The 12,602-nt window shown below is 60.4% G+C and carries 8 protein-coding genes; all 8 read left to right on the top strand.

Annotated features, from left to right (window positions below; all coding sequences use genetic code 11):
* Positions 1–320 precede the first annotated feature (320 nt).
* Positions 321–1,028 (top strand): Crp/Fnr family transcriptional regulator, encoded by a 708-nt coding sequence (locus tag WMO64_RS06535; RefSeq protein ID WP_294518037.1) that lies wholly within the window; start codon positions 321–323, stop codon positions 1,026–1,028.
* A gap of 54 nt (positions 1,029–1,082) precedes the next feature.
* On the top strand, positions 1,083–3,368 hold the full coding sequence (gene xdhA / locus WMO64_RS06530; RefSeq protein ID WP_349231440.1) for a xanthine dehydrogenase subunit XdhA: 2,286 nt from the start codon (positions 1,083–1,085) through the stop codon (positions 3,366–3,368).
* A 14-nt stretch (positions 3,369–3,382) separates the two neighbouring features.
* A complete protein-coding gene (gene xdhB / locus WMO64_RS06525; protein WP_294518033.1) occupies positions 3,383–4,270 on the top strand; it encodes a xanthine dehydrogenase subunit XdhB in 888 nt (295 codons plus the stop codon).
* Positions 4,263–4,769 carry a xanthine dehydrogenase subunit XdhC gene (gene xdhC / locus WMO64_RS06520; RefSeq protein WP_294518031.1) on the top strand — a complete coding sequence of 169 codons (507 nt, stop codon included), beginning with the start codon at positions 4,263–4,265 and terminating at the stop codon, positions 4,767–4,769. Before xdhB ends, xdhC begins: the two co-directional genes overlap by 8 nt.
* A gap of 190 nt (positions 4,770–4,959) precedes the next feature.
* Positions 4,960–6,366, top strand: a complete 1,407-nt coding sequence (locus tag WMO64_RS06515) for a uracil-xanthine permease family protein (protein WP_294518029.1) — start codon at positions 4,960–4,962, stop codon at positions 6,364–6,366.
* A 236-nt stretch (positions 6,367–6,602) separates the two neighbouring features.
* Complete coding sequence (locus tag WMO64_RS06510; RefSeq protein WP_349231439.1) at positions 6,603–7,748, top strand: ArsR/SmtB family transcription factor; 1,146 nt, start codon at positions 6,603–6,605, stop codon at positions 7,746–7,748.
* A gap of 218 nt (positions 7,749–7,966) precedes the next feature.
* Complete coding sequence (locus WMO64_RS06505; protein ID WP_294518025.1) at positions 7,967–8,326, top strand: hypothetical protein; 360 nt, start codon at positions 7,967–7,969, stop codon at positions 8,324–8,326.
* Entirely contained in the window at positions 8,323–12,594 is a 4,272-nt protein-coding gene (locus tag WMO64_RS06500) for a S8 family serine peptidase (protein ID WP_349231438.1), read from the top strand. The genes WMO64_RS06505 and WMO64_RS06500 overlap by 4 nt, the downstream gene beginning before the upstream one ends.
* Positions 12,595–12,602: the final 8 nt, after the last annotated feature.

The raw sequence follows: 12,602 nt of genomic DNA, 5'->3' as shown, positions 1-12,602 counted from the left end.
AGGTTCAAAGCAAACGCCTCCTTTTGCGGATAGGGCTCCTGCCGGCCTGGCGGCTGCCTTCAGTGCCCGTCCTATCCTATTCATGGCGGGGGCCTGATATCCATCCTGTCCCCCTGCCCTGCGGAAAGGAGGGCTGGAGGCGGTCTGGTCATATTGTGAAAAATACCTGTGATAAATTGTACAGTTCGGAGGGGAGAAAACAGGGCAAAAAAGGACACATGGCCTTTCTAGTTGTGAGATATAGCGGATATAATGGGTTTACAGGGAGAGAAATCTGTGCCATTTGCTGATTCTGGAAGCTGCGCGCTCTGAGGAGATGGATGCATTTGGAAATTTTCAAAGAATTGCCAGAGGACAAGCGGGCGTACATGGAGCTTCTGTTTCGCAACTGCACGGAAGAGGTCAGGTACTATATGTCCCTGTTGGAGATTCCGGCCAACCAGACCTTTATCAAGGCGGGGACAGAGTGCACCCATATTTTTATGATCCTGTCGGGAAAGGTGACGGGGGTGGAGTGGCCCGCCCACGACCGGTCCTACCCGTTCAAGGATTTCGGACCGGGAGATTTTTTCGGAGAGATCGAGTGCTTTGCCGGTCTGCCCTGCTACCGCATCAGCATCCTGTCGGCCACAAGGTGCCGGGTGCTCACCATCCCGGCGGTGTGCTACATGGAGTGGATGCATATGGATGTGGACGCGCTGTTTATGCGTACCCAGGAGAATATGCACCGGCTGATCACCCAGACGGCGGAGGCCAGAAAGTATCTCTTCATGGAGGGAAAGGACCGGCTGATGGTCCACCTGATCCGTCTGTTTGAACAGCGGCAGCCCCAGCCTGAGAGCCTGGAGCTGAAAAAGACCAGGCAGCAGCTGGCGGAGGAGATCGGCTTTTCGGTCAAGACCCTCAACCGGAGCATCCAGCATCTGGAGGAGATGGGGCTGATCCAGGTGCGGAAAGGAAAGGTCGTCATCCCCCGGGAGGGATTTTATCAGATGAAGGCCCATGTGGAACACCACGTCAACGGCTGATGGGCTGTCCCGAAGGGCGCCCCTTCATCCATCAGGAAACAGGAGGAAAGCACCATGTATGTAGGGAAGAAAGTCACCCGGGTAGATGCCTATGACAAGGTGACCGGACGCACGAAATATACCGACGATCTGTGCGACAGGGGGGCATATGTGGCCCAGATCCTGCACGCCACCATTCCCAACGGGCGGGTGGTGTCCATGGACGTGTCGGCCGCCGAGGCCATTCCCGGCGTGGTCAAGGTATTCACCTGCTTCGACCTGAAGGAGAAGCACTATTTCCCCACGGCGGGGCACCCCTGGTCCACCGACGAGAGCCACCAGGACGTGGCCGACCGGCTGGTTCTGACCGAGCGGGTGCGGTTTTACGGCGACGACATCGCCGCCGTGGTGGCGGAGGACGAGGTGGCCGCCGCCCAGGCCCTGCGGGCCATCAAGGTGGAGTATGAGGAGTACCCCTTCGTTCTGGACGTCCAGGAGGCCATGAAGGACGGAGCGCCCCAGCTCCATGAGGACTACCCCAACAACATCCTCAAGCACACCTCCATCCGCAAGGGCAACTATGAGGAGGCCATCAAGGAGCCCGGCCTCATCAAGGTGGAGGGCTGGTACGACACCCCCACCGTCCAGCACTGCCACATTGAGAACTTCATCTGTACCGCCGAGATGACGGGGGACCGGATCAAGATCATCAGCTCCACCCAGATCCCCCACATCGTCCGCCGGGTGGTGGGCCAGGCCCTGGGAGTGCCCTGGGGCAAGATCCAGGTCATCAAGCCCTACATAGGCGGCGGCTTCGGCAACAAGCAGGACGTGCTCTACGAGCCCCTGTGCGCCTGGCTGTGCACCCAGCTGGGGGGCCACCTGATCAAGATCGACATCCCCCGGGAGGACACCTTTGTCTCCAACCGGGTGCGCCACGCCATCCGCAGCCACATCATCTCCTGGGTGCGGCCCGACGGCACCTACGCCGCCCGCAAGCTGGAGGCCTTCTCCGACCAGGGGGCCTACGCCTCCCATGGCCACAGCATCGCGGCCAAGGGCATGGGCTGCTTCCCCCAGCTCTACCCCTGCGACAACGTGGAGGCCGATTCCTACACCGTGTTCACCAACAAGTCGGTGGCGGGCGCCATGCGGGGCTACGGCATCCCCCAGGCCATGTGGGCGGTGGAGTGCCACACCGAGGACGTGTGCGCCAAGCTGGGGCTGGACCCCATCGAGTTCCGCCGGAAGAACCTGATGCCCGTGGGCTTCACCGATCCCTTCTCCAAGAACGAGCTCTACTCCGACACCTTCAACCAGTGCATGGACAAGGGCATGAAGGAGATGGACTACCTGCGCAAATACAAGGAGTACCAGAACCAGACCGGCGATGTGCGCCGGGGCGTGGGCATGGCTGTGTTCTGGTACAACACGGCGGTGTGGCCCATCTCCCTGGAGACCTCCTCCTGCCGTATGGTGCTCAACCAGGACGGCTCCCTCCAGGTCCAGCTGGGCGAGACCGAGATCGGCCAGGGCGCCGACACCGCCTACACCCAGATGACGGCGGACATTGTGGGCGTGCCGCTGGACGCGGTCCACGTGGTCTCCTGCCAGGATACCGACGTGACCCCCTTCGGCACCGGCGCCTACGCCTCCCGTCAGACCTACACCGCCGGTTTCTCCATCCGGCAGACCGGCTCCCTGCTGAAGGAGCGCATCCTGAACTACGCCCACCAGCTGACCCGGATGCCCCCCTACAATCTGGACATCATCGACGGCAAAATCGTCCGCATAACCGACGGTCGGGTGCTGATGACCCTGGGCGAGCTGGCCACCGAGGCCCTGTACAGCCTGACCGACAGCCAGCACATCACCGCCGAGAGCACCTCTCAGATCAAGTCCAACGCCTACTCCTTCGGCTGCACCTTCGCCGAGGTGGAGGTGGACATCCCCCTGTGCAAGGTGAAGCTGGTGGACATTGTGAACGTCCACGACGCGGGCACCATCATCAACCCGGCCCTGGCCGAGGCCCAGGTCCACGGCGGCATGAGCATGGGCATCGGCTACGGCCTGTCGGAAAAGCTGATGTTCGACCCCAAGACCGGCCGGGCCCTGAACAACAACCTGCTGGACTACAAGCTCTCCACCTTTATGGACCACCCCCGTCTGAGGGCCTATTTCGTGGAGAACCCCGAGCCCACCAGCGCCTTCGGCACCAAGGCCCTGGGCGAGCCCCCCGCCTGCTCGGTGGCCCCCGCCATCCGCAACGCCATCTACCACGCCACCGGCGTGGCGGTGGACGAGGCGCCGGTCAACCCCCATATCCTGTTCCGCAGATTCCGTGAAGAAGGTCTGATCTAAGGAGGCAGCAGTCTATGTATGATATCAAAGCGCTCTATGAGGCTGAGAGCGTACCCCACGCGGTGCAGCTTCTGGTGGAGCATCCGGAGGCCCAGATCATTGCCGGCGGCAGCGACGTGCTGGTCCAGATTCGGGATGGAAAGCGGGCCGGCAGGGAACTGGTGAGTATCTACATGCTGGATGAGCTGCGGGGCGTCTCCCTGGAGGAGGACGGCGCCCTCCGGATCGGCTCCCTCACCAGCTTCTCCCACATCACCCGGGACCCCCTGATCCAGCAGCACATCAAGGTGCTGGGCGAGGCGGTGGACATGGTGGGCGGCCCTCAGATCCGCAACATCGGCACCATCGGCGGCAACACCTGCAACGGCGTCACGTCGGCGGACTCGGCCTCCACCCTCTTCGCCTGGGACGCCATCGTGGAGATCACCGGCCCCGAGGGGGTGCGGCGCATCCCCATCCAGACGTTCTACATCAAGGCGGGCCAGGTGAACCTGCGCCCCGGCGAGCTGCAGACCGCCATTATCATCCCCAAGTCCTCCTATGAGGGGTACAAGGGACATTACATCAAGTACGCCATGCGCAACGCCATGGACATCGCCACCATCGGCTGCTCGGTCAACGTCAAGCTGTCTGCGGACAAGCAGACCATGGAGGACGTGCGCATCGCCTACGGCGTGGCGGGCCCCATTCCCATGCGGGCCGTCCACGCCGAGGAGAAGGCCAAGGGCCAGCCGGTCACCGAGGCGGCGATCAAGGCCGCGGCCCAGGCTGTGCTGGAGGACATCCACCCCAGAGACAGCTGGCGAGCTTCCAAGGACTTCCGGGAGCACATCGCCGTGGTGCTGGCCGAGCGGGGGCTCAGGGAGGCAATTCGTCTTTCGGGAGGTGAGATCCATGCGTAATCAGTACAAGCTGGTCTCCTGCACCATCAACGGCAAAAAGGTGGAAAAGATGGTGGACGTGCGCTCCTCCCTCACCGACATGCTGCGGAACGACTTCCGCCTGACCAGCGTGAAGAAGGGGTGCGAGGTGGGCGAGTGCGGCGCCTGCAACGTGCTCATCAACGGCGAGACCTTCAACTCCTGCATCTATCTGGCCGTCTGGGCCGACGGCAAGGAGATCGTGACCCTGGAGGGCCTGGCCGGCCCCAACGGCGAGATCTCCGACATCCAGCAGGCCTTCATCGACGAGGCCGCGGTCCAGTGCGGCTTCTGCACCCCCGGCTTTGTCATGAGCGCCGCAGAGCTGCTGGCCGCCGGCCGGGAGTTCTCCGACGATGAGATCCGAAAGATGCTCTCCGGCCATCTCTGCCGCTGCACCGGCTATGAGAACATCTTCCGGGCCGTGAAAAAGACCATGCTGCGCCGGCTTGGAAAGAATGCCGAGGCGGACGCGGTATAACCGCCCCAGAAAAAGCGCTTGCATCCATATCCTATCCCAATTGTCGCGCCCTCCGGCTGTGTCAGTGTCCGATCCAAACCAAGTGAGATGTGTACGACCGGCCGGAGGGATTCTTTTCCTCTTTTAGCTAAAAAATAGTTATTTGTAATGAAAAATATAATTTAGCAATCAGACGATGAGAGGTGCAGAAATGGAAAACAAGGAAGCGAATGTGAAGACCGTCACTGCGGAAAACATCTACCGGCTCAATGGGCGCGTCCCCCTGTCCAAGGCCATCCCCTTCGGCCTGCAGCATGTTCTGGCCATGTTTGTGTCCAACCTTGCCCCGGTGCTCATTGTGTGCAGCGCCGCCCTGGTGCGGGGGACGGAAAACCACCTCACTGCGGTGGAGATCACCCGCCTGCTCCAGTGCGCCATGTTTGCCGCCGGCATCGGCACCTGCATGCAGCTCTATCCCATCTGGAAGATCGGCTCCAAGCTGCCCATTGTCATGGGCGTCAGCTTCACCTTCCTTGGAAGTCTTCTGATCATCTGCACCAATCCCAATCTGGGCTATGAGGGTATGATCGGCGCGGTCATCCTGGGCGGTATCTTTGAGGGCCTGGTGGGCCTGAGCGCCCGGTACTGGAAGCGCTTCCTCACCCCCGTGGTGTCCTCCTGCGTGGTCATCGCCATCGGCCTGTCCCTGCTGCCCGTGGGCATGAATTCCTGGGGCGGCGGCAGCGGAGCCGCCGACTTCGGCTCCTGGCATCACCTGCTGGTGGGCCTGTTCACCCTGCTGGTCTGCCTGGTGTCCCGCTACCTGCTCAAGGGCGTGTACAAGAACCTGAACATCCTGGTGGGCCTCATCGCCGGATACATCCTGGCGGGCATCCTGACCCTGGCCGGCGTGGCGCCGCTGGTGGACTTCTCCGGCATCGGCAAGACGGTGGGGGAGATCGGCTTCTTCAGCCTGCCCCGGCCCGTGTTCTTCACCGGGCACATGCCGGTGTTTGACCTGGGCGCCTTCTTCACCATCGCCATCGTGTTCCTGGTCTCGGCGGCGGAGACCACCGGCGCCACCACCGCGGTGTGCAAGGGCGCCCTGGACCGGGACCTGAAGATCGAGGAGCTCCAGGGCTCCCTGGCCGTGGACGGCTTCTCCAGCACCATCTCGGGCTGCTTCGGCTGCCTGCCCCTGACCTCCTTCAGCCAGAACGTGGGCCTGGTGACCATGACCGGCGTCATCAACCGCTTCACCATCCTCATGGGCGCGCTGATCATGATCCTGGCCTCCCTCTTCCCGCCCCTGGGCGCCTTCTTCAACTCCCTGCCCCAGTCCGTCCTGGGCGGCTGCACCGTGATGATGTTCGGCTCCATCCTGTATGAGGGCGTCAAGATGCTCAAGGACTGCAAGTTCAACGACCGCACCATGATCATCGTCTCCCTGTCCTTCTGCGTGGGCGTGGGCCTGACCCAGACCGACGGCAACTTCTTCAGCGCCTTCCCCTCTGCCGTGGGCGACATCTTCAACGGCAATGCCGTGGCCGGCGTGTTTGTGGTGGCCCTGCTGCTCAGCCTGTTCCTGCCCAAGAGCAAGGACGCCGACGAGGACTGAGCCATCGCACAAGTACATAACAAACGCAGCCCCTGCCGCCAAGCGGCAGGGGCTGCGTTCGTCTGCGGGCAGTAGAAGCGCGGGCGGAGGCACACTGCATCCGGACCCGGGAACTGCGGAGTCCGGTATCATGCTACAATGGGTTTGCCTGAAAATAATATTGCATTTCTGTGAAAATACGGTATGCTATGGATGGAATCCTTTCGAAATATACGTACAGAGAGGAAGAACAGCGTATGCCAGGGGTAAAGATCGTTACACAGCCATATTTGCTGATGGAAGCAGTTGAGCTGCTGTATCTGTTCATGAACAATGACTCATTTCACAATACCAGACGGAACTTCTTCCTGAAGTACAGCGAACAGCTCTCCGAAGCGGAGCGGGAATACTACGAGACGCTGTTCAGAACTTTGGAGGAGATCCTGACGGAGGGGACAAAGGGACTGGACCGGGAGGACCCTGAACTGCAGTACTATTTTCAAAAATTTCAGTGGGGAACGGCCCGGGATACGGTCTGTCTTGCAAAAATTGTGCTCTACTCCTTCCTGCAGGGCGGTCCGGCAGAATTTGACGAGAGTATCAAAGCATGCCGGGAGCGGTACTATATCTGCGCATCCGACAACTTTTCCCACTACAAAATCCAGGGCATCAGCCACTCCGGGCTGGATTTTGTCAGATGCGGCGGGGAGGAGACACAGTCGCTTTTTGCTCAGGTGGATCAGCTGTTTTTGCCGGAAGCGAGTAAATGGAATATCTATAAGATACTCATGGAGTATGAGACCCATCTGAATGCCCTGCAAGAGCGGCTCAGGCCGGTGGCAGCCCGGCTGCAGCAGATCTTACAGCGCCACGATGCGCTGTTTCAGAAGGCAATCGACAGCTGGCGCAGTTATTTTGCCCACCATGGGCTGCGGGACTTCAAGCAGAGCGTTCTGGGATTCGACATGGGAACGGCACAGGACGCCACATGGGAGGAAACGGTTTGCTTCTGGCGGATCGGGTGTACCCGCGTGGACCTGTGGCAGGATGAAGCGGCAGAGACTGCCAATATCGGCGTGGTGGTGCGGCTTGACACCAGCACGAAGCCCTCGGGAAAGGTCATGGAGGATGTGTCGAATATTTTGAAGCTCCTCAGCGATAAGAGCAGATTCGAGATCCTGCAGCGGCTGTCCCAACGGGAATATTATGGCCTGGAGCTGGCAGGGGAGATGAAGCTGACCTCCGGTACCATATCCAAGCACCTGAATGTACTCTTTTCCTACGGCCTGCTCAACCTGCGGCGGGTAGACAACCGCATATATTACCGGACGGACGAAGAGAGCGTTCGACATTTTTTGCAGCAGGTGGGGGAGCAGCTGTTCTCAAAGCATGAGGGCCCCTGACCGCAGCGGATGTTGCATACGGCCCCGGCGCACGCAGCAATGCGGTGCGCCGGGGCCGTATTTTTTTGTCAACATCACAAAAAAACTGTTGCATTCAATACAGAACCGATGTATTCTTATTTATGAAATATAAATGTTTCATAATAAAGAAGATAGAATAAAAATTCTGAAAATCCGCAGAAAATACAGGATTTACGGGAAAAGAAAGGAGAAATCACATGAAGAGAGCGAGACGGGCAGTTGCGCTGATCCTGATGCTGTGTATGCTGTTGGGCATGAGCGCATATGCAGAAAACGAGTTGTCATGCGACATCGTGGAGGATTGGGACGCAAGTACCGATTTGATGGACGCAGAAAAGTACCAGAGCACAAACTGCACGCTTACCCTGGGCAGCGACACTGAGGTGGGCGGCTATGTGGCGATGAAGGCCACAAACTATGGCCCGCTCCTGACGGTTACGGCACAGTTTGCCGCCGGGAAGAGCGTGGGCGTGTGGGTGAAGCAGGCTGATGCCTGGATATCACCGCAAAAGGTGAGCGCATCCTGGACGCCATTGACAGCCAGCAGGACGCCGTGATCCAGAGCATCGAAGAAGAGGTGCTTGACGGCGAGAAGGCAGACGTACAGTACCGGTACACCCTGGCTACCAACGCCATCGCCATGGATGTGGCCTTTGGCGACATGGAGGCCATCAGTGAGCTGGACGGGGTCTCCTGTGTCTATGTGGCCCCCACCTTTACCGTGGACCCCCTGATGAGTTCCGCCTCCCAGATGGAGGAGGTTGCCAAGGTGTGGGACGATCTGGGCTACAAGGGCGAGGGCATGGTGATCGCCGTCCTGGACAGCGGCATTGATACCGACCACGACGCCTTCAGCGTTGCGCCGGAGAATCCCCGGCTGACCCAGACGGATGTGCAGAACCTCCGCGTGGATATGCACGCCACCACTGCGCGCTATATCAGCCCCAAGATGCCCTTTGCCTTCAACTATTTCGACAAGACCACCCGTGTCGACCACAACGGGGGCTCCGACCACGGCACCCATGTTTCCGGTATCTGCGCCGGCAATGACGGCAAGGAGAACGGTTTCCGCGGTGTTGCGCCCGAGGCCCAGATCGCTGTGTTCAAGGTCATGAGCGATGAGGGCTCCGGCAGCTACGCCGACATTCTGGCCGGCGTGGAGGACGCGGTCCGGCTGGGTGTGGATGTCATCAACATGAGCCTGGGCTCCACGGCGGGCTTCACCTACGTGGGCGAGTCTGTCCCCACCTATGACGATATCTATGCCAGCGTGGAGAAAGCGGGCATCTTCCTGGCGGTTGCGGCTGGCAACAGCTACAGCGTGGCCTATGGGAACAACTGGGGACTGGATCTGGCTCTTACCGACAACCCGGACACCGGCACGCTGGCCTCCCCCGGCACCACGATGAGCGGCACCACTGTGGCCAGCGTCAATAACGCCTTTGAGACGGGCGTGGGCTTTATGTTGGACGGACAGGCTTACCCCTACGTGGACAACGCCCCCACAGGCGTGGAGGGCGTCCATGCCTTCAGCGAGCTGGAGGAGGGCGACTACCAGTATGTCATGGTCCCCGGTTACGGTGCAGCCGAGGATTACGAAGGCCTGGATGTGGAGGGCAAGATCGCTGTGGTCTCCCGCGGCTCCATCTCCTTCAATGAGAAGGTAGGCTACGCCAACAACGCAAAGGCGGCGGCGATCATCATCTACAACAATGTCTCCGGCACGTTCTATATGTCCATCAACACCTACTATATCCCCGCGGTCTCTGTGGCGAAGGCCACCGGGCAGGCCCTGGCGGATGCCGCGGTGGACGGCGTGGGTACCCTGACCATCAAGAAAGGTACGTTCCAGTGCGTCAGCGGCGATGGCTACCGGATGAGCATTTTCTCCTCCTGGGGCGCTACGCCGGATCTGCGGCTGGAGCCGGACATTACCGCTGTGGGCGGCAATGTCTACTCCTCCCTGGACAACAACACCTATGGTAGCTCCAGCGGCACCTCCATGGCCTGCCCCAACCTGGCCGGCTGCGCCCTCCTGGTGCGGCAGTACATGAAGGACAAGACCAGCTCCAACTATGTGGCATTCGAGGGGCTGACCGGCTATGAAAGCAACCTGCTGGCCAATACGCTGCTGATGAACACCGCTGCGCAGCTGCAGGACGAGGACGGCCATACATATTCTCCCCGGCGGCAGGGTGCTGGCCTGGTGCAGGTGGAAAAGGCCATGAGTACCACCTCCTACCTGACAGTGGATGGGATGAACCGCCCCAAGATCGAGCTGGGCGACGACGCCGACAGGCGGGGCGCCTACACGCTGACCTTCAATGTGACCAACTTTGCGGATACCTCGGTTACCTTTGCGCTGGATACCCAGGTGATGGCGGAGAGCGTGCTGGAGCAGGACGGCCTCAGCTTCATCGCCGAGAAGCCCTACGACCTGACGGACCTGACCAGCATCAACTATATGACTGGCAAGACCGTGAAGGTCAACGCCAACAGCACCGAGACGGTTACCATTCAGCTCCAGCTTTCCAACCAGGCCAAGGCGTACCTCAACGAGAATTTTGCCAACGGCATGTATGTGGAGGGCTATGTGACTCTGACCCCCGTGGGAGAAGGGAACAACGGCGTGACTCTGTCCCTGCCCTACATGGGCTACTACGGCGACTGGGCGGCGCCCAGCATCATGGATCAGGGCACCTACGCCGACGGCGTGGACAGTATGTCCAGCCAGTATGAGAACTGCGCGTTCAGCGGCGTCATCTATCCCAATGAGGAGACCGGTGAGCTGGAAAACAACTCCTACTTTGAGCTGGGCTTCAACCCCTACTGGGAGATGCAGGATTCCGAGCACCCCGACGGCGTGCCCTTCTATGCCGACCGGATCTCCATGACCACCCAGGAAGCGGTGCAGAACGGGGAGCAGCAGGGCGTTTTTGCCATCAGCGGCCTCTATGTCTCGCTGCTGCGCAATGCCAAGACCATCCGCTATGCGATCACCGACACGGAGACCGGCGATGTGTACTGGCAGGATACTGCGTTCTATGTGCCCAAGAGCTACTACATGAGCTCGGCAGGCATGTGTGTGCCCGCAGTGGAGCCCATTGTGTGGTACGGCACGGATGCCAATGACAACTATCTGCCGGATGGGACGACCGTGGAACTGCCCGTGCATGCAGAGCTGGACTATGCCCGCGGTGAACAGACCTGGTCCATGCCGATCACCATCGACAACAGCGCCCCTGAGCTGGTGAGCCTTACCACCTACCAGGCCGGAGAGAAGACGATGGCTCGCCTGAAGGCTCGGGATAACCACTATCTGGCCTATATCCTGGTACAGGATATGGACACGCAGGAGAAAATCTTTGAGACGCCCGTGGCGGAGTTCCAGCGGGGTGCCACCACTGTGGTGGAGTTCGATGTGACCGGGCATACCAATCTGGGCGTGCTGCTGGGCGACTACGCCTTCAATGAAACTGTCGATGAGAGCATCTCCCTAGGCGAACCGGCCAGCTTTGGGATGGCTCCCGCCGCAATGGACCTGCAGGTAGCCGAGACAGGCAGCCTCACGGTGTACGGCGCGGCTGCGGAAGACGTTTCCTTTACCAGCGAAGACGAGAGCGTGGCCACCGTGGATGCCGCCGGCGTCATTACCGCTGTAAAGGCCGGCAAGACCCGCATTTGTGCCAGCTATGAGGATCAGACCGCCTACTGTGTGGTCACCGTCACTGACGCCGAGCAGACAGGGCCGGTAGACCCTGTGCCCACCAACGGAGATCTGGCCGTCCGTATCAGCAGCCCGGAGAAGGCCTGTGAGGGCGACTTTGTGACGGTTACCCTGGATGTGATAGAAAACAAGTTCGGATTTGCTGCCGGCGATCTGATCTTCCACTACTCTGACGATGTGCTGAACCTTGTGAAGGTAACCGTGGGCGACATGCTGGAGAACGCTGAGGTGGCTGTCAACGCGCCCTTTGGAACCGGCGGCGCGTCTGTCGATTCCCAGACCAGCAAGGGAACGGTAAAGGCGGCCTTTGCAAATGATACGGACATCCAGGGAACGGGAACGCTGCTGAGCTTCCTGTTCGAGGTGGCGGATGATACCGCGGATCAGGAGGCCTACATGAACCTGACGGTTACCGACCTGTACCAGATAGACCTGTCCAGCTTTGACACGACGGAGCTGTGCCCGGAGGTCAGCCTGACCGTGGAGAGCAAGCCTGAGGTTCCCGGCATTCCGCTTCCCGACATCCCGTCCACCAAGCCCGAGCCCGGTGATTCCGACGAGGACACTGACATCCCCTTTACTGATGTGAAGTCCGGCGAGTGGTATGCCGAGGCTGTGGCCTGGGCGGTGAAGGAGAGCATCACCAATGGCACCTCCGCCACCACCTTCGGGCCGAACGCGGATTGTACCCGCGGCGAGGTAGTGACGTTCCTGTGGCGCGCTGCGGGCTGCCCGGCACCCCAGTCCGACACCAGTGCTTTTGAGGATGTAAAGGCTGATACATACTATACGGATGCCGTCCAGTGGGCGGTGGAGCAGGGCATTACCAACGGCACCTCCGCTACCACCTTCAGCCCGGACGCCACGGTGACCCGCGGCGAGTTCGTCACCTTCCTGTACCGCTATGCCGGATCTCCCGCTACCAGCGGAACGAACCGATTCAGCGACGTCCAGGCGGGCGCGTACTACTACGACGCGGTGCTGTGGGCTGCGGAGAGCGGCGTCACCCAGGGTGTGACCGCGACTGCCTTTGCCCCCAACGCAACCTGCACCCGCAGCCAGACCGTGACCTTCCTCTACCGTGCGCAGGCGGAGTAAAACGCCAC

It is taken from the genome of Pseudoflavonifractor intestinihominis, assembly GCF_040096055.1.
GTDB lineage: Bacteria > Bacillota > Clostridia > Oscillospirales > Oscillospiraceae > Pseudoflavonifractor > Pseudoflavonifractor intestinihominis.
The sequence above is the reverse complement of the archived record's forward strand: the minus strand, read 5'-3'. Positions and strand labels throughout refer to the sequence as shown.